This is a genomic window from Streptococcus sp. 17.1 (genome assembly GCF_016648655.1).
Taxonomy (GTDB): Bacteria; Bacillota; Bacilli; order Lactobacillales; family Streptococcaceae; genus Streptococcus; species Streptococcus salivarius_E.
In genome coordinates, this window is the sequence record NZ_JACLQM010000013.1 from 31,776 (window position 1) to 53,647 (window position 21,872).

Consider the following 21,872-nt stretch of genomic DNA (forward strand, 5'->3'; position numbering starts at 1 on the left):
CAAGTTAATAAAAAGATGATAAGATAGTGTGTAAATAATTTGATAGTCAAATTATTTTCTTCATTAGAAAGTGAGTTATTATGTCTTATTTTGAAAACTTTCTCAATGCCAACAAAGCCTATGTTGACCTCCACGGGACAGCCCATCTTCCCTTGAAACCAAAGACTAAGGTGGCTATTGTGACTTGTATGGATTCACGCCTTCACGTTGCTCAGGCTTTGGGGTTGGCCCTAGGTGACGCTCATATTTTACGTAATGCGGGTGGTCGTGTGACGGAAGATATGATTCGTTCTTTGGTCATTTCTCAACAACAGATGGGGACACGAGAAATCGTAGTTCTTCACCATACAGATTGTGGTGCTCAGACCTTTAAGAACGATGAGTTTACCGCCTATCTCAATAAAGAACTTGGTGTTGATGTTTCTGATCAAGATTTTCTTCCATTCACAGATGTAGAAGAGAGTGTTCGTGAAGATATGGCTATTCTTCGTCAGTCACCGCTTATCCCTGAGGATGTTATCATCTCCGGTGCGGTTTATGATGTAGATACTGGTCGAATGACTCAAGTTCATCCCTAATACCGAAAAGTTTAGCAGGCATGATTGCCTGCTTTTTTCATGGTTTGACATAAAAAAACTCAGCATAAAATATAAATGCTGAGTTAATCTAGTTTTTAAGAAACGATAAAAATGAGAATCACAGTCCCTAAATAGAAAAGACTGGTGATAAAAAAGCTGATACGCCAGAATAACTTAAGAAAACGTTTAAACTTGAAAGATTGTGTTTTTCTTAGCATCTGAATTGTGATAATTATAGCCGCCAAGGATAATAAGATAGTGATGTAAGGCAGAAAGCTATGGGTGAAGAAACGGGCTGACACAGCAACCACCTCAATAAAATAAAGTGGGAAGGTAAGGTCAGCAAAATTAAGCCCGAGGTATTTTAAACTAAAGAATCGGTGGATGATAAAAGCAAAGATAGGTGTTAAAATCAAAAAAGCTATAGCAAAGAATTTATATAGAATCATAAGTCTATTTTACCTCGAAAAGTCCTTTATGTAAATTTTTTCCTAAACTTAATAAGAAATTCTTGCATCTAAAAAGAATTTCTGTATAATAGATAAGGTATGTAAAAACATACTTGTGGGAGGTAACAAAACTTACTTACCGCCAAAACCACAATAGGAGGAAATTACAAAATGGCTAAAAAAGTCGAAAACATCGTAAAACTTCAGATTCCTGCTGGTAAAGCGACTCCAGCTCCACCAGTTGGACCAGCTCTTGGTCAAGCCGGAATCAACATCATGGGATTCACTAAAGAGTTTAACGCTCGTACAGCTGATCAAGCTGGTATGATCATCCCAGTTGTTATCTCTGTGTATGAAGATAAATCATTTGATTTCATCACTAAAACACCACCAGCTGCTGTTCTTTTGAAAAAAGCTGCAGGTGTTGAAAAAGGTTCAGGTACTCCAAACTCAGTTAAAGTTGCTTCAGTAACTCGTGCACAAGTACAAGAAATTGCTGAAACTAAAATGCCTGACTTGAACGCTGCAAACATCGAATCAGCTATGCGTATGATCGAAGGTACTGCACGTTCAATGGGATTCACTGTTACTGACTAATTCAGTTAACAAGAAAACCACAGACGTCGTCTCACTTCGCTGAGTGACGTGGAAGATGAAAGTCGTTATGACCACATTACACAAGGAGAAATAATTAACATGGCTAAAAAAAGCAAACAAATGCGTGCTGCTCTTGAGAAAATCGACAGCACAAAAGCTTACAGCGTAGAAGAAGCTGTAGCTCTTGCACAAGAAACTAACTTCGCAAAATTCGATGCTACTGTTGAAGTATCATACAACCTTAACATCGACGTTAAGAAAGCTGACCAACAAATCCGTGGAGCAATGGTATTGCCAAACGGTACTGGTAAAACTCAACGCGTTCTTGTATTTGCTCGTGGTGCTAAAGCTGAAGAAGCTAAAGCAGCAGGTGCTGACTTCGTTGGTGAAGACGAACTCGTTGCTAAAATCAACGGTGGATGGCTTGACTTTGACGTTGTTGTTGCAACACCAGATATGATGGCAATCGTTGGTCGTCTTGGACGTGTCCTTGGACCACGTAACTTGATGCCAAACCCTAAAACTGGTACAGTAACTATGGACGTTGCTAAAGCAGTTGAAGAGTCTAAAGGTGGTAAAATCACTTACCGTGCTGATAAAGCAGGTAACGTACAAGCTATCATCGGTAAAGTTTCATTCGAAACTGAAAAATTGGTTGAAAACTTCAAAGCATTTAACGATGCAATCCAAAAAGCTAAACCAGCTACAGCGAAAGGTACTTACATCACAAACCTTTCAATCACTACTACACAAGGTGCTGGTATCAAAGTTGATCCTAACTCATTGTAAGAGTAGTAAAAAACCTATCTTCGGATAGGTTTTTTTCTTACTCTAGACACGAAATTTGAGTAGAAAATAAAAAATATTCAGAAAGTAGTGCTGCTTTTTCGAATTTATGGTATAATTTAAGCGTATACACATAATTATTGATTTTGAACTTTTTACGTTGCGAATTAAGGAGGCAATGAATGAAAAAGAGTAAGGTATTTTTACTAGCAACCGTAGGCCTGTTATCTGTAGGTGTTTTAACGGCTTGCTCGTCATCAAGTAAGACGTCTGGTAAGACTTATAATTATGTTTACGGTGGCGATCCTGCAACCCTAGACTATGTTTCTACAAATAAGAAAAACATGACGACAGCCGTTAGTAACGGTGTTGATGGTTTGTTTGAAAATGACCAATATGGGAATCTAAAACCTTCTGTCGCTGAAAACTGGTCTGTTTCTCAAGATGGTTTGACATATACTTACAAGATTCGTAAGGGTGTCAAATGGTACACTTCAGACGGTGAAGAATATGCCAATGTAACAGCTAAAGACTTTGTAACAGGTCTTAAGCATGCTGCTGATACTAATTCTGAAGCGATTTATTTGCTACAAAACTCAGTTAAGGGCTTGAATGATTACCTTTCAGGTGCCAACAAGGACTTCTCAAATGTTGGTATCAAAGCAGTTGATGATTACACTTTGCAATATACGCTTAGCCAACCAGAACCTTACTGGAATTCAAAATTGACCTACTCTGTTACTTGGCCTGTTAATGAAGATTTCTTGAAATCTAAAGGTAAAGACTTTGGTAAGTCAACAGACCCAACATCTATTCTTTATAACGGTCCATATCTTCTTAAATCTTTGACAACGAAATCTTCTATTGAGTTCACCAAGAATGAAAACTATTGGGATAAGGATAATGTCTATTTTGATACAGTTAAATTGACTTACGATGATGGTACAGACCAAGAATCCTTGGAACGTAACTTCACTGATGGAGTCTATAACTTAGCTCGTCTATACCCAACTAGCTCAAACTATTCTAAAGTTGAAAAACAGTACAAAGACAATATTTTCTATACACAACCTGGAGCAGCTGTAGAAGGTGTCGGTATTAATATCGATCGTCAAACTTATGACCATACATCTAAAGAAAATGATCAACAAAAGACATCAACTAAGACAGCTCTTCTTAACAAAGATTTCCGTCAAGCATTAGGTTTTGCCATTGACCGTACAAATTACGCCGCACAACTTAACGGTAAGGAAGGTGGAAGCACTGCCGTTCGTAATATCTTTGTTAAACCAGACTTTGTTCAAGCAGATGGTAAGGACTTCGGAACAATGGTGATGGATCAACTTCCAGCTTATGGTGATGAGTGGTCTGGTGTGAATCTTGCAGATAGTCAAGATGGTCTTTATAATCCAGAAAAAGCTAAGGCTGAATTTGCTAAAGCCAAAGAAGCTCTTCAAGCAGAAGGGGTTCAGTTCCCAATCCATTTGGATGTTCCTGTCAATCAGTCAAATAAAATCTTTGTGAACCAAGTGCAGTCACTTAAACAATCTATTGAATCAGCTCTTGGAAAAGATAATGTTGTACTTGATCTTCATCAATTGTCAACTGATGATTTCTATAACATTACCTACTCTGCTTCAAATGCAGCGGCAGAGGATTGGGACTTGTCAGTAGGTGTGGCTTGGGAGCCTGACTACCTTGATCCATCAACTTATCTTGATGTCTTGAAGACTACAAATGGTGAAAATACTAAATCTTTCATGGGTTATGACAATCCAAATAGTCAAGCGGTTGAAAAAGTAGGTCTTAAAGAATATGACCAATTGGTTGATGATGCTTCTAAGGAAACAACAGACTTGACGGCTCGTTATGAAAAATATGCAAAAGCTCAGGCATGGTTGACGGATAGTGCACTTTATATCCCAACGACTACTTATAACGGTGCAGCCGCTGTAATTTCTCGTATTAAGCCATTCTCAGGAGCTTATGCTCAAGCCGGTGATAAAGGTTCTACATACTACTTCAAGTATCTTAAATCTCAAGATGATATTGTGACTAAGAAACAATACGATTCAGCTTATAAAGATTGGCTTAAAGAAAAAGCAAAATCTAATGACAAAGCTCAAAAAGATCTTGCCAAACACGTTAAGTAATCTATCGAAAACGTCTACCTTTAGGTAGTCGTTTTTTTAACAAAATTTCTCGAACCACCCCTAGATTGTGATATAATAAGAAAGATTGGTACTCGCTTCTAGATTTTTATTTGGAAAGTTTGGGGGATAGAGTTGCCTACTGGTACTTATCATCTTAAGGTTAGTCCTAAGGAAGGGACTTTAGGCTCAATAGGTATCCAAAGACTGAAGAATGAAACAAAAAAAGGAGATTTATCTTGGCTAAAGATATCCGCGTTCGTTACGCACCAAGTCCAACAGGGCTTCTACACATTGGTAATGCTCGTACAGCATTGTTTAACTACCTTTATGCACGTCATCATGGCGGTACATTTATTATCCGTATTGAAGATACTGACCGTAAACGTCACGTTGAAGATGGTGAGCATTCACAGCTTGATAACTTGCGTTGGTTGGGAATTGACTGGGATGAAAGTCCTGAAACACACGAAAACTATCGTCAATCAGAACGTTTACCGCTTTACCAAAAATATATTGATCAACTTTTGGCAGAAGGTAAAGCCTATAAGTCATACGTAACTGAAGAAGAGTTAGCTGCAGAGCGTGAACGTCAAGAAGCAGCTGGTGAAACTCCTCGTTACATTAACGAGTTCCTTGGCATGACTGAAGAAGAAAAAGCTGCCTACATCGCAGAACGTGAAGCGGCAGGTATTGTACCTACAGTTCGTTTGGCGGTTAATGAGTCAGGGATTTATAAATGGCATGATATCGTTAAGGGAGATATCGAATTTGAAGGTGGTAATATCGGTGGTGATTGGGTTATCCAGAAGAAAGATGGATACCCAACTTACAACTTTGCGGTAGTTGTTGATGACCATGATATGCAAATTTCACACGTTATCCGTGGAGATGACCATATTGTCAATACACCAAAACAACTCATGGTTTATGAAGCTCTTGGTTGGGAAGCACCTGAGTTTGGACACATGACCCTTATCATCAATTCTGAAACTGGTAAGAAGTTGTCTAAACGTGACACTAACACCCTTCAATTTATCGAAGATTACCGTAAAAAAGGTTACCTTCCAGAAGCAGTCTTTAATTTCATTGCTCTTCTTGGTTGGAATCCTGGCGGTGAAGACGAAATCTTTTCTCGTGAAGAACTCATTAAACTTTTTGATGAAAACCGTCTAAGCAAGTCACCAGCGGCCTTTGACCAGAAGAAATTGGACTGGATGAGTAACGACTACATTAAGAATGCAGATTTCGATAAGGTCTTTGCTCTTTGCAAACCTTTCTTGGAAGAAGCTGGTCGTTTGACAGATAAAGCTGAAAAATTAGTGGAACTCTACAAACCACAAATGACAGCAGCAGAAGAAATTGTCCCTCTTACAGATCTCTTCTTTGAAGATTTCCCAGAATTGACAGAGGCTGAAAAAGAGGTTATGGCTGGTGAAACAGTACCAACAGTACTTAAAGCCTTTAAAGCCAAACTCGAAGCTATGTCTGATGATGAGTTTGTTGTTGAAAACATTTTCCCACAAATTAAGGCTGTTCAAAAAGAAACAGGAATCAAAGGGAAAAATCTCTTCATGCCAATCCGTATTGCTGTTTCAGGAGAAATGCACGGTCCAGAATTGCCAGATACTATTTTCTTGCTCGGACGTGAAAAATCAATCAAACATATTGATCAAGTTCTTGCAACACTATAAAAACAAACCCAACAATTGTTGGGTTTTCGAATGCACATAAGCGATATGTCAATGATTATATGATAATTGCTAAGCCTACATTTGTAATATAATGATGATATTTCGTAACCATATCATCATTTTCAAAAGTTTAAATTAGTTTTATAATAGATTGGTAATAAAAATTAGGGAGGAGTGAGCATTATGAGAAGATTTGGTTGGTATTTCTACTACGTTATTGGCATGTACCCATAAAAAGAGGTAATGAGTCAGTTAAAGAGCTTAGTTTTTCTAAGCTCTTTTTTATGTTTATGAAAAGTAGGGGACATGTGGAATCGTCTGATGTTAGATTGTTCTTAATCAGGAAAAAATAGCTTTATATTTTTAGCTTTTTCTAATAGGAGTGACGCTAAATTATATATTTATGTTACAATAAAGTAGGTTGATTTTTGAAAGGAAGGGGGGGAGTCTAGAGATGATCGTTTTATTTACGGTTCTACGTCTATTGGCTATTTTAATTGTTAGTCACGATATGTCAGGTTTGCTCAAAACTTGGAAGAGTAAATGCTGGTTTATCGCAGGGAGTCTCTTGCTCTCTCTATTTGTTGGAGGCATTACAGGGTCGCTCTTAGCACTTTTGTTCTGCTATCTTTTCTTAAATAAAATATCAAGTAGTGAAAAGAATTCTTTTCTTTTCACCTTTTTGCCGTGGGTTTTTGTTGAAGTCACCTCGAAACTGCTTCAACTTTATTTTTTCCCATGGATTTTTCAAATTAATTATTTACAGGTCAAAGACACCCCAGTACTCATTGCTTTGTCTTATCTCTTGATTTACCCAATTTTTCATCTGATTGTCAAAGTGTTCTTTATTGACTTTGGTGCTCTCAATGTTATGGGAAATAACCATACTTACCAAGTTAGACAACGCTTATTGGTTGGGGTGACTCTGGCTTATATTATTTTATCTTTAATTATTTTCTATGCTAGTAACATCTTTCCTTACACAGGCCTCTTTATTTATTTAGCAGGCAGTATTACGGTTGTCTACTCCATCCTCTTTATTTTGCTCTTTGCTCAGCTTAATATTTATTCTAAGAGAAGAGTGAAGGATCAGTTGGCTGAAGAAATGGCTAGACACGAGGAAAGTTTAGAAGAATATAGCCACCGTTTAGAAAAACTCTATAATGATATTTCTCAGGTGAAGAAGGATTATCTCGAAGGGCTTAAAACAATGGAGGTTAGTATCCAACGTCGAGACTTACCTGCTTTGAAACAAGAGTATGCAGAACTTTTAGAGAAATCTGGTAATAGCTTAACGTTATCAAATTATGAATTATCACGTTTGATCAACTTAGAAATCACATCTCTCAAGAGTCTCTTTTCTGCTAAAGTGCTTGAGGCAGAGAACTTAGGAATTAAGGTTAACTTGGAGTTGCCAGATGTCATATCGTCAACTCAGATAGAGGCCTTAGATTTGGTTGTGATTTCTTCTGTCTTCTTAAATAATGCTATTGAGTCGGCGGTGGATTCTGAAGATCCTACTTTAACTATATCTTTCTTTAAAAATCAAGGTTATCTTATCTTGGTTATTGACAATACAACCAGAGAAGAACGTATTCCTGTGTCAAGGATTTTTGATGAAGGGGTTTCTAGCAAAGGTGAAGGCCGAGGGCTTGGTTTGTCTAAGGTCGCAGATATACTTAATCGCTATCCAAAAGTAAATCTTGAGACTCGTAGTTGTGACCATCATTTTACACAGGTCCTCTCTTTTCAGGATAATTGATAAATCAAAGATACTATTTGTGGGGAATAGGATAAGGGAAATAGAAAGGGGAAAAGCATATGCAACTTGCGATTGATGGCCTTATTGCTTTGGTTGTTGTCGTTTCACATCTTGTGATTTTAGCTAGAATGGCTTATCTAGATGTTTTTACTTACCGTTACATTCCTTATGTAATCGTAGTAACTGCCGTTAAGTGGTTAGCCAAGGTGCTATGGCAAATTGATATTCCAGATGCAATTTATCTCCTAGTCTTTATTTTTCTTGAAAAACCTCAGGCTCTACGAGAAGAAAAGTATTTTTATGCTTTCTTTGCCCCTGTCTTTTGGACTTTGATTACAAGTTTCTTTAGTTTTTATCTTTTCCGAGTTTTCTTTAATAAGCCGGTCGAGTTGGTTCCAAACCATTTAGGAATCCTAGCTGTAGATAGTGTTGTTCTTCCCTTCTTTCTAGGTTTGCAAAAAATGTTCGGTTTAGATAGCTTCTTCCAGGAACCCTATCAGGACTTGCAGGATAAATATAAGAGCATGCTCTTGCAAGTTGATCTTATTTTAATTATCAGTTATCTGCTTATCCTCTTTAAACAGGAGATATTCTCCTTGCTTCTGAGTCAGACCTACCTCCCAGGTTACCCTCAAATTTATATTTGGGTTGGTTTCCTTATACACATGTATATTCTTGTTCGTTTTGTTTCCTACGGTAAAGACGTACGAGATAGCAAAATTCTCAGAGAACAAGAGGAGCACTTGAGGAGTCTGGAAGCTTATAATGAAAAAATCGAAACTGCCTATAAGAGTGTACGTTCGTTTAAACATGATTATGAAAACATACTCATTAGTATGCAGACAAGTATTGATAGTGGGGATTTTGACCTTATTGAACAAACCTATCAGGATATTTTGAAAAAGGCAGGTCAAGAACTCATTGAAGAAGATGACGAAAATGTCTCTTGAGTATAAACAGGAAATATTATCATGAACTTACAGCTTTGGACCATGGTATCCCTTGAAAATAGTATTATTCAGATTATTAGTTTTCATATTACCTGGTTTATTTATAAAAAACTAACAAGGAGCAAATTAGCTTACTGGAAAGTATTTTGTTTAAGTCTCTTAGGTATAGTGGTATCACTTGGTAAAGGTGATGGCTTCTATTATCAAGTTGTTATCTTTTTAGCTTTGGCCTTAAAGGAACGGCGGGAACATCGTTTGACGCTCTGGGCAAGCCTCTTTTTTGGAGCCTTCTCGGTTCTTTTTACAGATTTATTTGCGACTTTTACCCCATTTTATGTATTCAATAATCTGTTCACAAATATGACCTTGGGTGAGATTCAAGAAAACTTCTTGCTTAAATTGTTATCTTATGTGATGATTTACCCATTCTTTCTCTATATCAATTATCTTTCCAGTTCAGATGTTGATAAGGTCAAGGAATTGATTTATTCACGTGGTCGTGAACGTCTGTTGATAGCCGTTGATCTGACCTTTGCACTCTACATTATTTGTAGTACTCTTTTGGTATCAACAGGTAGTGATGTGGGAGGGCCAATTTTTATTGCGATGGCAGTTTATCTCCTAATGGTAACAACCTTGAATCGCTACTCTCATAAATTTGTCAGAGAACGTAGTAAGGAAGCTGTGGAGACTTATGTCTATAACTTGGAAGTCTATAATAAACATATTGAGGATCTTTTTACAAAAGTAAAACCTATTGAAAAAGATTTTGAGAGTCTTTTGGTAGCTCTTGAGACCCCATTGGCTAAAAATCAATTATCAGAGGTTTTATCCGTTTATCATGAGCATTTGAATCATCTTAAACTTGATAATTTGGACTTAAATGATAAGTTGGCCCCTCTGTTTGAGATTCCTTATCCGGTATTAAGAAGTTGGATTGTAAACCAAATCATTCCTTTGGAACAAAAAGGTATCACCGTTAGGCTGGATGTCAATGTTGATGCTTATCCTAACAATTTAAATATTGCAGTTCTTATTAGAGTTTTAGAACGTTGCATGAATTTAGCTGAAAAACTTTGGGCCAAGGAGCCGGAGACAGATATTGGTTTCCTTATTCAACAGAATGAGCATGGTAATCTCAGCTTTATTCTTGAGAATACCAATCAGGAAGCTGATCCGAAACTCGATGGTAGTCTGGCTATTAGTCGTGATTTTGCCCAGTTTTGCTGGTCAAACGGTATCGGTTTAACAAATAAAAAAGAATTATTTAAAACCTATCAAATTGTCACGGTAGGACTATAATCGTAGAAAGGAGAGGGATAACTATGCTGGGTAACATCCTATTTCAAATTTTGATGTTTATCATTATTTGGGATATCTACTTACGTATTGGTGGACAAAACACTAATCTTAAAAATCGTATACTTTATTTGTTATTTGATGTTGCTCTATGCATTTGGGGACAACTCATTGGACGCTATATAGGCATAGTACCTCCCTTAGTAGCCATTGTAACATTGACATTTAGTTACCAATTGAATAAAAGTGTCACCTCCGTAGAGCGCTTTTTTCTAGGTTTTTACCCAGTGGTACTAGTCGATTTGGCAAGACGTTTTTTGGCTACTTTCTTCTTTCCACCGATACTTGGCATAACTGTTGATACTTTAAACACTAATATTTGGTGGTCTATGGTACCACTTTCCTTCGTCATGTTGACGGTCAGAATAGTAGATTTTATTTTACGTCTAGATTTTACAGATATCTTGAAAGTTGCTGCCCAACAAGAAAAAAAGAACCGTCTGGGTTTGGTCAACATGCTTCTTTTGCTTTATTATTTAGTTATCTTTTTAGTGTCGACATTTGATACTTATTTTCCAGAGTTACATCTTGAGAGTAGATTTAGGTTGCCATTAGTAATGGGATATCTCTACTTACTCCTCTTTGTACTTGGTGCTGTAAACCAGTTTGCTAAGGAGAAAATAGAGCAGGATTTAGCGATGAAGCAGGCTAACTATCTTGATGATTTGAAGCGTGAGAATACTAGGGTAGAAGGTTTGTATAGAGACTTGATGCATGTTCGCTCTAACTATAATTTCCTACTTAATAATCTGAGAGATATTGAAAGAACAGGGGATATTCGTTCTTATAAAAAAGATTTGGTTGATCTTTATGTCAATCGAGATCAGCATAGTTTTTCAACTCAGGTCACTGATTTGGATAATATCCAAAATCCAAGTATTCATAGTCTACTTTCATCAAAATATCATGAAGCTCAGATGCATCGCCTCAATATTCATGCAGAGATTCCAGATCCAGTGATTCATAACTATCTAACTGATTTAGATTTAGCTGTTGTTTTGGGTCACCTCATGGATAATGCTATTGATGGTGCTCGTAAAGCCAGTGAAGGTTTTATTAGTCTGGCCTATTTTGATGAAGAGGATTGCCAGAGTTTTATTATTGAAAGTACAATTGCAGAAGAGCAAGTGCCACTTTCAATGATGAGTACCCAGCTTTCTCATCCTGAGGGTGGTATAGGTGTTAATGCTGTTCAAGATATTTTGGAACGTTATCCGAACACGTCCTTCTCTGTCCGTAGTCAGAATCATAAAATGATGCAAATACTAGAAATGAGGCCCTAATATGAATATATACATTTTAGAAGATGACTTAATGCAGCAAACACGTATTAGTGACATCATCAGAGAATTGGTTTCAGAGGGCACGTTTTCCGTACGAAAACTTGAAGTTTTTTCTAAACCTCACAAACTATTGTCCAGTATCAATGAAAAGGGCAACCATCAGGTTTTCCTTTTAGATATCGATATTGATGGTGAGCGAAAGAAGGGGCTAGAAGTTGCCTCAGAAATTCGTCAACAAGATGCTAATGCAGTTATTATTTTTGTAACAACTCACTCAGAGTTTGCACCGATTAGTTTTAAATACAAGGTTTCTGCACTAGATTTCATTGATAAGACAGTTTCTAATGCAGAGTTCAAACAACAACTAAAACAAACATTGACTTTTGTGAACCAAAAAGTTGGAGATGTGGATGATGATGAGATTTTTGTGTTTGAAACCGCTCAGTCTCGGATCCAAGTCCCTATGAGAGATATTTATTATTTTGCGACTGCTGTGACACCTCATAAGGTGATGCTGATTACTAAAACAGAGCGTTTGGAGTTTTATGCCAATCTTGGAGATATTACTTCGGTAAATAAAAAACTCTTTTCTTGTCATCGCTCCTTTTTAGTTAATTTGGATAACATATCTCGTATTGATAAGACTCAGTTGATGATTTATTTTGAAAATGGTGATTCTTGTCCAGTTTCACGTTTGAAAATGAAGGCTCTGCTTAAAAAATGGTCAGAGGTAAAAGAACATTAGTCGATGACTAATGTTCTTTTTAGTCTAAAAAAGCATGTGTTTATTTCATAGGTGATTGATTATCTTATGAGTGAACAAATTCTGTAAAAACACAAAATAGATGTCCTTTAGTGATAAAATTTAGAGATTTATAAAAAAATATCTTAAAAAAATGCAGTTCAGGATGAAAAAACGACATTCTATGAAATCGTATAGACAATTAAATTGAAAAAAGCTATTATATAATCAAGATATGTGATTCGGAAATGAGACATCGTCAATCTTATTGAAATCTACATACACTTTATGAAAATAAATAATGTACTTTTATATAACTTTTTCCTAATCCCCATTTTTTATTGGCCGCTCGTCCAATTACATATCTTTTTTATAGAAATTAATAGGCTTGAGAAATCAAGCCGTTTTTTTGTTTTTAAGTGGATTAGTGCAGATTAGGATAAAAAAATACATTCTGTGAGTGAAATTCGACATTTTAGGAAATGAAGATATACATTTGGGGATTGCATGCTATAATGTAATCAAGGTTAGAGAGCAAGAAGAATGTATGGTTTAAGTTAGTCCCTTAAACATAATAATTTCCCTCATTCATTCTATCTAAAATTGCTGTTGTGTTCTCTACCGATGATGCTGTTGTTCAAAAGGTCTGTACTTTGTACAGGCCTTTTGGCATTTTAGAAGATAAATAGTTAAAGATGCTTTTGAATCTATTTGTATAGTTTCAAAAGTGTTTTTTATTTTTCATTACCTCTTGCATAAAATTGAATAAAAATTAAGATTTAAGCACTTCTAAGGTCAAAATAATAAATAAAAACAAATAAAAATGAAATAAATATAAAAAAATAACAAAAAAGTGTTGACAAGTGAATAAATATGCAATATAATTAATCTCGTAAGGTTGATAGAGATAGCAACCACAAGAAAATATAAGAAAAGAGAAAAATATTATGTCAAAAGAGAAAGTTATTCTTGCCTATTCGGGAGGTCTTGATACCTCAGTCGCTATTACATGGCTTAAAAAAGATTACGATGTTATCGCCGTTTGTATGGATGTCGGTGAAGGTAAAGATCTTGAGTTTATCCATGACAAAGCTTTGACAGTTGGAGCTGTCGAGTCATACGTGCTTGATGTTAAAGATGAGTTTGCTGAAGATTATGTGCTTCCAGCACTTCAAGCTCACGCTTACTATGAACAAAAATATCCTTTGGTTTCAGCACTTAGTCGTCCAATCATTGCTAAAAAATTGGTTGAGATTGCTCATAAAACAGGAGCAACGACTATCGCTCACGGTTGTACTGGTAAAGGTAATGACCAAGTTCGTTTCGAAGTTGCCATTGCTGCCCTAGACCCAAGTCTTAAAGTAGTAGCGCCAGTACGTGAATGGAAGTGGTCTCGTGAGGAAGAAATTGAGTATGCTAAGGCTAATGGTGTTCCAGTTCCAGCAGACCTTGATAATCCTTACTCAGTCGATCAAAACCTTTGGGGACGTGCCAACGAGTGTGGTGTTCTTGAAAATCCTTGGAATCAAGCTCCGGAAGAAGCTTTTGGGATTACCAATTCACCAGAGTCTGCGCCAGATGAAGCTGAATATGTCGATGTAACCTTTAAAGAAGGGAAACCAGTTGCTCTTAACGGTAAAGAAATGAAATTGGCTGACCTTATCCAAGAAATGAATGTTATTGCTGGTAAGCATGGCGTCGGACGTATCGACCACGTTGAGAACCGTCTTGTAGGTATCAAATCTCGTGAAATTTATGAATGTCCAGGAGCTATCGCCCTTTTGACAGCTCATAAAGAAATTGAGGACTTAACTTTGGTACGTGAAGTTTCTCACTTTAAACCAATTCTTGAAAATGAATTGTCAAACCTTATCTACAATGCTTTGTGGTTTAGCCCAGCGACACAAGCTATCATTGCTTATATTAAGGAAACACAAAAAGTTGTTAATGGTATCGCTAAAGTTAAGCTTTACAAAGGGCATGCTCAAGTAGTAGCACGTCAATCAGCTAATTCATTGTATGATGAAAACTTGGCTACTTACACATCAGCGGACAGCTTTGATCAGGATGCTGCGATTGGATTTATCAAGCTTTGGGGTCTTCCAACTCAGGTTAATTCACAAGTTAACCATCCATTTGACAATTAATGACAGATTACATAAGAAAAGTAGGCTATTAGAAGAAAAACGCTTCTTATCAGATAAAAGTGGACAGAGAGCCACATCTGATACTCTTTTCTTATAACTTATATTATTATCGTTAAGGCGTTCTGAGAGGCGTCACGAGCCTAAATAAACTACGACTGAGATCTGGTTTTAGGAAAACAAGTGTCCAGAGAGACAAATTAAGCTAGACAAATACTATCTAGCTTTTTTCATTTAAGTTATTGTGACCAAAGAGGTCGTTGCTTGTTATAAGTATTAAGAAAGGATGGAAGATTATCTCAGTGTAGGGAAATCTTCAAAATAAAACTATGGCAGAAAATCATAAACTATGGGGCGGTCGGTTCGAAGCTAGTCTTGAAAAATGGGTAGAAGAATTTGGTGCTTCAATCTCATTTGACCAAAAGATGGCAGAGTTTGATTTGAAAGGGTCTATTGCCCATGTTACGATGCTCGGTGAGACAGGAATTATTACCAAAGAGGAAGCATTACAAATTAAACAGGGATTGGAAGAGCTGCTTGAGGAATATAAGGCTGGTAAACTAGAATTTGATGTTTCCAATGAAGATATTCATATGAATATGGAGAGTCTTTTAACAGCTAAAATTGGACCAGTAGCAGGAAAACTTCATACAGCACGTTCACGTAACGACCAAGTGGCAACGGATATGCACTTGTATCTGAAAGCTAAATTAGTGGAAGTTATTGAGAAGCTTGATAATTTACGTGGTACTTTAGTCAACCTAGCAGACAAACATACCTACACAATTATGCCAGGCTACACCCACTTGCAACATGCACAACCGATTTCTTTTGGTCACCACTTGATGGCTTATTACAACATGTTTACACGTGATGCCGAACGTTTTGAATTTAATATTAAGCATACGGATATTTCTCCACTCGGAGCTGCTGCACTGGCAGGAACAACTTTCCCAATTGATCGTAATATGACATCTGACTTAATGGGCTTCGCAAAGCCATATAGCAATTCTTTGGATGCTGTTTCTGATCGTGACTTTATTCTCGAATTCTTGTCAAACTCAAGTATTCTAATGATGCATATGACACGTATTTGTGAAGAAATCATTAACTGGTGTTCTAACGAGTTTAAGTTTGTGACTCTATCAGATACTTTTTCAACAGGCTCTTCCATTATGCCTCAAAAGAAAAACCCAGATATGGCAGAACTAATTCGTGGGAAATCAGGTCGTGTCTATGGCAATCTGATTGGATTATTGACTGTGATGAAGTCATTACCTTTAGCCTACAATAAAGATCTCCAAGAAGATAAAGAAGGTATGTTTGATACGGTAGAAACGATTACTGTTGCTATTGATATTCTCGCAGGTATGCTCAATACAATGACTGTTAACGACAAGCATATGGCAGAATCAACAGAGAAAGATTTTTCAAATGCTACAGAGTTGGCTGATTATCTTGCGTCTAAAGGACTTCCATTCCGTGAAGCACATGAGATTGTTGGAAAACTTGTCCTTGAGTGTACCAAAGCTGGTTATTATCTTCAGGATGTTCCTCTCGAACGTTATCAAGAAGTTTCAGATTTAATTGAAGAGGACATCTATGAGACGCTTAAATCTCATACAGCTGTTGAACGTCGTCATTCCCTTGGTGGAACTGGTTTTGACCAGGTTAAATGGCAAATCAAAGAAGCTCAAAAAGCTCTAAAAAAATAAGTCTCTAAGGCCCTAACCATAAGGTTTTGGGCTTTTTTGCTATTTATGATATAATAGTACTAATTTTGAGTTTGGAGTCGCATTTTGAAAAAATCTTATCGCGTTAAGAAAGAGAAAGACTTTAAAGCATTATTTGATGCGGGACACAGTGTTGCTAATCGAAAATTTGTTGTCTACAGTCTGAATCGTGATCTGCCTCATTTTAGAGTAGGTTTGTCGGTCAGTAAGCGTCTTGGTAATGCGGTTACTCGGAATCGGGTAAAACGTCGTCTACGACATGCACTGATGGACATGTCATCTCAGTTAGAACATCAAGATTTTGTCGTTATTGCTCGTAAAGGTGTCGAAGACTTAAGTTATCAAGACATTTATAGCAATCTCGTTCATGTCTTAAAAATAGCAAAGTTATATAAGGACTAGAAAATTATTTTGCTTCTTTACATTGTAGGATAAACTAAGATCGTTCCTGATTTTTGAGATAGTCTTAATGAATGGAAGCAAGCAGTTCTTTATCGTATTAAAAAGGAGTTTTTAGTGAAGAAAAAACTTAATTTATCTATTTTAGGTGCAGGAGTTCTCTTGCTTTTGTCCGCATGTGGACGAAGTGATGTTACAAGTCATTCTACAGGCCTTTGGGAACGTCTCATTTTAATGTTTGGGAAGGCTATTCAAGGGCTCTCATTTGGTGGTTCTATTGGATTAGGGATTATCATTTTCACGATCTTAATTCGTGCGGTAATGATTCCTCTTTATAATCGCCAAATTAAGTCAAGCCGTGAACTACAAGAGTTGCAGCCAGAGTTACGTCGCTTGCAAAGTGAGTATCCTGGACGCGAGAATCGTGAAGCTCTTGCTTATGCACAACAAGATCTTTATAAAGAGCATGGTGTAAATCCTTACGCAAGCTTTGTTCCTCTTTTGATTCAATTTCCTATTTTGATGGCTCTTTATGGAGCGCTCACGCGAGTGCCAGAATTGCGAGAAGGAACATTCCTCTGGGTTGACCTAGGTCAGAAAGACCCTTACTTTATTCTTCCGATTTTGGCGGCTGCTTTCACCTTCCTTTCAACTTGGTTGACCAATAAGGCAGCTAAAGATCGTAGTGCAATGCTTCTTGTTATGAATATCATGCTTCCAATCTTTATTTTCTGGTTTGGAACTCAGATTTCTTCAGGGGTAGCACTTTACTGGGCAGTTTCAAACGCCTTCCAAGTTATTCAGATTTTGGTTTTTAATAATCCGTTTAAAATCATTGAAGAACGTAATCGTTTGGAAATGGAAGAAAAAGAACGTAAAGCTAAGATTCGTCGTGCCAAGAAAAAGGCGCATAAACGTAAATAAGGAGGCTTATTATGGTTGTCTATTCTGGACGAACAGTCGAACAAGCTATTGAAAAAGGTTTGAAAGATCTTAATTTACCCCGTATGAGGGCTCATATTAAGGTGATTTCTCGTGAGAAAAAAGGTTTTCTAGGGTTCGGGAAGAAACCAGCTCGAGTTAGCGTTGAACCAATAAATGAAAAGATAGCTCATGAAGCAGATCAAAACACCGTTAAAGTGGCTCCTGATGCTATAAAACAATTCGACGATTCTGTCGCAAGTCCAAAAGACGAAACGATTGCTTTCAATAAAGTGACAAAACTCGTTACGGTTTCAGATAATAAGGAAATTGCACAAGAAAACTTAAAGCAACCAGTGTCTACAGAGCCCCTTGGTGAAGAGTTGCCAGATAAGAAACAGGAGCAACCAAAGGCAACAATTATTCCTCTATCTGTTAAACGTGAGTCATCAGAAGAGGATGCTACAGAATTTATGGCAAGTTCGCTTGAACCTCAACTAGAACCAGTTGCTCAAGTTCAGACTCTGGAAACTCCAGAAGGAGATTTCAGTGATTTTGTGGCATCTGAGTTTAGTTCAGATGATTCTTCTGAAAATAATTTAGAAGATATTCAAGCTGCTGCAGATGATGTTTTATCTTATCTCGAAAAAATTATCTATGAAATGGATGTTGATGCTAGCCTAGAGGTTAGTCACAATCGTCGCAATATTATCATTCAGATTGAAACAGACCAGCCTGGTCGTGTTATCGGTTATCATGGCAAGGTTCTCAAGTCTTTACAACTTTTAGCGCAAAATTATTTGCACGATCGTCATTCTAAACGCTTTAGTGTTGTTCTTAATGTTCGTGATTATTTGGAGCAACGCACAGAGACTTTGATTGATTTAGCAGAAAAAACGGCAGCTAAGGTAAAAGAAACAGGCCGAGAGTATGTTATGGATCCAATGACGAATAGCGAACGAAAAATTATCCATAAGGCACTTTCTCAAATTGAAGGGGTTGAAAGTCACTCGGAAGGGGACGATCCTAATCGTTACGTTGTTGTGACAAAAGTATAATTAGAATAGCGTTATTGCTTACAGAAACTAGTCTTATTTGAAGGCTAGTTTTTTTGACAATTAAAAGTAGACGGTGTATACTTTTAATAAAAAGTAATCGCTGTCTACTTATATGCAAATAGGAGTCAAAATGAAACGTAATACTGCTGAATTGAAGGAAAAGTTAATCACAACTGGAATTGAGGAGATAAGAATAAGAGGGATCAATCAACTATCTATCCGAACGGTGGCTCAAAGATGCGGGATCACCCATGGAGCACCCTATAAGCACTTTGAAAATAAGGGTGTATATCTTCAGGTAGTTTTAGAGCGTTTATCTGAGATCTTTTTGAAGTATCTGACACAAGGAATAGACTCTTCTCTTGATGTAAGGGATCAATTAGTATTAATGGGGTGTAATTTTGTGGAATTTGCTCAAAAAGAAACAAACAGTTTTGAGGCCTTATTTATTAAGTTTCCTTTCAATTATATGGAACTAACCCAGGACAGTATCTCTGTTAATGCCCATTTACCAGGATTTGAGCACTTTAAGAGTGTGGTTTTGAAGCTAAAGAGTGAAATGAACATTTCTGGTAGTGAGACAGAAATATTAGTTCATATCTGGAGTTTTATTACTGGATTAGCTGTTTTGGTAAGGAGTCCTATTGGTGATAATTTCAATAGTAACACTATTGAAGAGACTGTTAGTACTATGTTAGACATCTACGTTAAAGGAGCTAAACAATGAAAACCTTAATTATCTACACACATCCAAACGACAAGAGCTACAATGCCTCTATACTAGAGACAGTCAAGGAGAATTTATCGTCTAAACATGAGTTAAAGGTTCTAGATTTGTATAAAGAGCGGTTCGATCCTGTTTTACGCTTTGATACAACGCATAGGAGAAGAGACCTAGCGCACGATGTAGCTATGAAAGACTATCGAGATTTAATAATTTGGGCAGATCAGTTGATTTTTATTTTTCCAATTTGGTGGAGTGGAATGCCGGCTATCCTGAAAGGATTTATTGAACGCGTCTTTGCTGCTAGTTTTGCCTATGAAAATACACCCCGTGGATTGGATGGTAAACTGACTGGGAAAGCTTGGATTATTACAACCCACAATACACCAAAGATAGTTCTACCTTTAGTTCAAGATTATAGCAAAGTTCTAAAATTTCAAGTCCTAAAACCTTGTGGTATTAAATCGGTCAAAGTTACCCAGATTTCACCTGTTGAGTATATGGGTGACCATAAGCGAAAAGAGGTGCTCAAGAAAATAGCTAAAATAGCAAGAAGGTTATGAGCAAGCGATGATATAGGGATAGTAATGTGGTCTACAATTATCACCAGCCTAAGGGTTTCAAAGATATAATAAAATTAATATCTAAGTAATTCTTGACAAGATTAAGCTATTGCTATAAAATAGTATGGTATGTTTAGTAACTGATCAAAAATAGCCGGCTAAACGAATACGAAAATCTATCAGGAGGTATTCAACGTGAAACGTACTTATCAACCAAGTAAAATCCGTCGTCAACGTAAACACGGATTCCGTCACCGTATGTCAACTAAAAATGGACGTCGTGTTCTTGCAGCTCGTCGTCGTAAAGGACGTAAAGTTCTTTCAGCTTAAGACATTATTGAAAGCAACAGTGCTCGAGACTGTTGTTTTTTTGTTTGCTATGAATGTTAGTGTTGATGTTTGATGCTATTCATCGAGAGTTTGAAAATATAGAGCTGACAATTCTTGTAATTTTTGATAAACTAAAGCGGTTGTGTATAATGACCACTGACTAAAAAATACTTAGGACTGTTTTTCCTAATGTAAGGAGTATAAATGACTGATTTTCCTATTAAATATCGTCTTATAAAGAAAGAAAAACACACAGGAGCACGCCTGGGGGAAATTATCACGCCTCATGGAACTTTTCCAACACCGATGTTTATGCCTGTAGGTACCCAAGCTACAGTAAAAACGCAATCTCCTGAAGAATTAAAACAGATGGGTTCAGGGATTATTTTGGCCAATACTTATCATTTATGGCTAAGACCTGGTGATGAGCTCGTTGCTAAAGCTGGAGGACTCCATAAATTCATGAATTGGGACCAAGCGATTCTTACAGATAGCGGTGGTTTTCAAGTATATTCATTGGCCGAAAAACGAAATATCTCGGAAGAAGGTGTAACTTTTAAAAATCACCTCAATGGAAGTAAGATGTTTTTATCTCCTGAAAAAGCGATCTCGATTCAGAACAATCTCGGTTCAGATATTATGATGAGTTTTGACGAATGCCCTCAATTTTACCAACCATACGATTATGTGAAAAATTCTATTGAACGTACAAGTCGTTGGGCAGAACGAGGGCTAAAAGCACATCGTCGGCCACATGACCAAGGCCTTTTTGGAATCGTACAGGGAGCAGGTTTTGAAGATCTTCGTAGACAATCTGCACAGGATTTGGTTTCCATGGATTTTCCAGGTTATTCAATTGGAGGTCTTGCGGTAGGAGAAACTCATGAAGAGATGAATGCAGTTCTAGACTTTACCGTGCCTTTACTTCCTGAGAATAAACCACGTTATCTTATGGGGGTAGGGGCACCAGATAGTTTGATTGACGGTGTTATTCGTGGTGTTGATATGTATGATTGTGTCCTCCCAACACGAATTGCTCGTAACGGAACTTGTATGACGAGTCAAGGGCGCCTCGTGGTTAAAAATGCGGCGTATGCAGAAGATTTTAGCCCTATAGATCCTGAATGTGATTGTTATACATGTAAGAATTACACACGTGCTTATGTGAGACATTTGTTGAAAGCAGATGAAACGTTTGGGATTCGCCTGACTAGTTATCATAATCTCTACTTCTTGGTAAATTTAATGGCCAAAGTACGACAAGCTATTATAGATGACAATTTACTTGAGTTTCGCCAAGATTTCATTGAAAAATATGGTTATAATGCAAGTAAAAGAAATTTTTAAATAATTTATTTAGCAGTACATGATTGTACTGCTTTATTTTTTTCAAAAACCCTATTGACAATAACTAAATTGGGTGTTAAGATATAAAAGTTGTCTTAACAGACTTGCCACAAACTTGAAAAGGTTCCAAAACTTTAAAAAAGTTATTGACAAGATAAGTCAGAGATGATATTATAAATAAGCTGTTCCGGAAGGGGCGGCGGACACGAGAAGTGAAAAAACTTCAAAAAAAGTGTTGACAAGCTATTCTAGATTTGCTAGAATATAGGAGTTGTCTTAAGAGAGACAAAGACCTTTGAGAAC

Annotated in this window: 20 protein-coding genes; 19 read left to right on the forward strand and 1 reads right to left on the reverse strand. The window is 36.9% G+C overall.

Annotated elements, in window-relative coordinates; all coding sequences use genetic code 11:
- Nucleotides 1–80 precede the first annotated feature (80 nt).
- A complete protein-coding gene (locus tag H7T99_RS08160) occupies nucleotides 81–578 on the forward strand; it encodes a beta-class carbonic anhydrase (RefSeq protein WP_002885818.1) in 498 nt (165 codons plus the stop codon).
- A 95-nt stretch (nucleotides 579–673) separates the two neighbouring features.
- Here H7T99_RS08160 and H7T99_RS08165 read toward each other — a convergent pair whose 3' ends face one another.
- Nucleotides 674–1,027 (reverse strand): DUF3397 domain-containing protein, encoded by a 354-nt coding sequence (locus tag H7T99_RS08165; RefSeq protein ID WP_002885872.1) that lies wholly within the window; start codon nucleotides 1,025–1,027, stop codon nucleotides 674–676.
- A gap of 171 nt (nucleotides 1,028–1,198) precedes the next feature.
- Between H7T99_RS08165 and rplK the strand changes: the two genes are divergently transcribed.
- From rplK to tgt, 18 genes are all read left to right on the forward strand, one after another.
- A complete protein-coding gene (gene rplK, locus H7T99_RS08170; protein WP_002885648.1) occupies nucleotides 1,199–1,624 on the forward strand; it encodes a 50S ribosomal protein L11 in 426 nt (141 codons plus the stop codon).
- Nucleotides 1,625–1,723: 99 nt separating this feature from the next.
- Nucleotides 1,724–2,413, forward strand: coding sequence for a 50S ribosomal protein L1 (gene rplA / locus H7T99_RS08175; RefSeq protein ID WP_002885800.1), 690 nt, complete (start codon nucleotides 1,724–1,726; stop codon nucleotides 2,411–2,413).
- Nucleotides 2,414–2,592: 179 nt separating this feature from the next.
- Nucleotides 2,593–4,563, forward strand: coding sequence for a peptide ABC transporter substrate-binding protein (locus H7T99_RS08180; RefSeq protein WP_021144665.1), 1,971 nt, complete (start codon nucleotides 2,593–2,595; stop codon nucleotides 4,561–4,563).
- 236 nt (nucleotides 4,564–4,799) lie between these two features.
- Nucleotides 4,800–6,254: a glutamate--tRNA ligase gene (gltX, locus tag H7T99_RS08185; RefSeq protein WP_201035979.1), complete on the forward strand. Its 1,455-nt coding sequence runs from the start codon at nucleotides 4,800–4,802 to the stop codon at nucleotides 6,252–6,254.
- A gap of 454 nt (nucleotides 6,255–6,708) precedes the next feature.
- Nucleotides 6,709–8,016: a GHKL domain-containing protein gene (locus tag H7T99_RS08190; RefSeq protein WP_002885760.1), complete on the forward strand. Its 1,308-nt coding sequence runs from the start codon at nucleotides 6,709–6,711 to the stop codon at nucleotides 8,014–8,016.
- A gap of 59 nt (nucleotides 8,017–8,075) precedes the next feature.
- On the forward strand, nucleotides 8,076–8,966 hold the full coding sequence (locus tag H7T99_RS08195) for a hypothetical protein (protein ID WP_002885882.1): 891 nt from the start codon (nucleotides 8,076–8,078) through the stop codon (nucleotides 8,964–8,966).
- A gap of 21 nt (nucleotides 8,967–8,987) precedes the next feature.
- Nucleotides 8,988–10,268 (forward strand): hypothetical protein, encoded by a 1,281-nt coding sequence (locus H7T99_RS08200; RefSeq protein WP_021144663.1) that lies wholly within the window; start codon nucleotides 8,988–8,990, stop codon nucleotides 10,266–10,268.
- Nucleotides 10,269–10,291: 23 nt separating this feature from the next.
- Nucleotides 10,292–11,608: a GHKL domain-containing protein gene (locus tag H7T99_RS08205; protein ID WP_021144662.1), complete on the forward strand. Its 1,317-nt coding sequence runs from the start codon at nucleotides 10,292–10,294 to the stop codon at nucleotides 11,606–11,608.
- Between the two features lies 1 nt (nucleotide 11,609).
- Entirely contained in the window at nucleotides 11,610–12,353 is a 744-nt protein-coding gene (locus H7T99_RS08210) for a response regulator transcription factor (RefSeq protein ID WP_002885796.1), read from the forward strand.
- A 944-nt stretch (nucleotides 12,354–13,297) separates the two neighbouring features.
- Nucleotides 13,298–14,497, forward strand: a complete 1,200-nt coding sequence (locus H7T99_RS08215) for an argininosuccinate synthase (RefSeq protein ID WP_002885646.1) — start codon at nucleotides 13,298–13,300, stop codon at nucleotides 14,495–14,497.
- Nucleotides 14,498–14,823: 326 nt separating this feature from the next.
- Nucleotides 14,824–16,209 carry an argininosuccinate lyase gene (argH, locus tag H7T99_RS08220; RefSeq protein WP_037601513.1) on the forward strand — a complete coding sequence of 462 codons (1,386 nt, stop codon included), beginning with the start codon at nucleotides 14,824–14,826 and terminating at the stop codon, nucleotides 16,207–16,209.
- Between the two features lie 84 nt (nucleotides 16,210–16,293).
- Entirely contained in the window at nucleotides 16,294–16,629 is a 336-nt protein-coding gene (gene rnpA / locus H7T99_RS08225; RefSeq protein ID WP_037601516.1) for a ribonuclease P protein component, read from the forward strand.
- A 114-nt stretch (nucleotides 16,630–16,743) separates the two neighbouring features.
- Entirely contained in the window at nucleotides 16,744–17,550 is an 807-nt protein-coding gene (locus H7T99_RS08230; RefSeq protein WP_037601519.1) for a membrane protein insertase YidC, read from the forward strand.
- Nucleotides 17,551–17,561: 11 nt separating this feature from the next.
- Entirely contained in the window at nucleotides 17,562–18,605 is a 1,044-nt protein-coding gene (jag, locus tag H7T99_RS08235; protein ID WP_037601524.1) for an RNA-binding cell elongation regulator Jag/EloR, read from the forward strand.
- Nucleotides 18,606–18,735: 130 nt separating this feature from the next.
- Complete coding sequence (locus H7T99_RS08240; protein ID WP_037601526.1) at nucleotides 18,736–19,332, forward strand: TetR/AcrR family transcriptional regulator; 597 nt, start codon at nucleotides 18,736–18,738, stop codon at nucleotides 19,330–19,332.
- Complete coding sequence (locus tag H7T99_RS08245) at nucleotides 19,329–19,892, forward strand: NAD(P)H-dependent oxidoreductase (RefSeq protein WP_037601529.1); 564 nt, start codon at nucleotides 19,329–19,331, stop codon at nucleotides 19,890–19,892. The genes H7T99_RS08240 and H7T99_RS08245 overlap by 4 nt, the downstream gene beginning before the upstream one ends.
- Before the next feature lie 195 nt (nucleotides 19,893–20,087).
- On the forward strand, nucleotides 20,088–20,222 hold the full coding sequence (gene rpmH / locus H7T99_RS08250; RefSeq protein ID WP_002885866.1) for a 50S ribosomal protein L34: 135 nt from the start codon (nucleotides 20,088–20,090) through the stop codon (nucleotides 20,220–20,222).
- Nucleotides 20,223–20,426: 204 nt separating this feature from the next.
- The gene (tgt, locus tag H7T99_RS08255; protein ID WP_037600045.1) at nucleotides 20,427–21,569 is read left to right on the forward strand and encodes a tRNA guanosine(34) transglycosylase Tgt; all 1,143 of its coding nucleotides are present in this window, start codon (nucleotides 20,427–20,429) and stop codon (nucleotides 21,567–21,569) included.
- Nucleotides 21,570–21,872 lie beyond the last annotated feature (303 nt).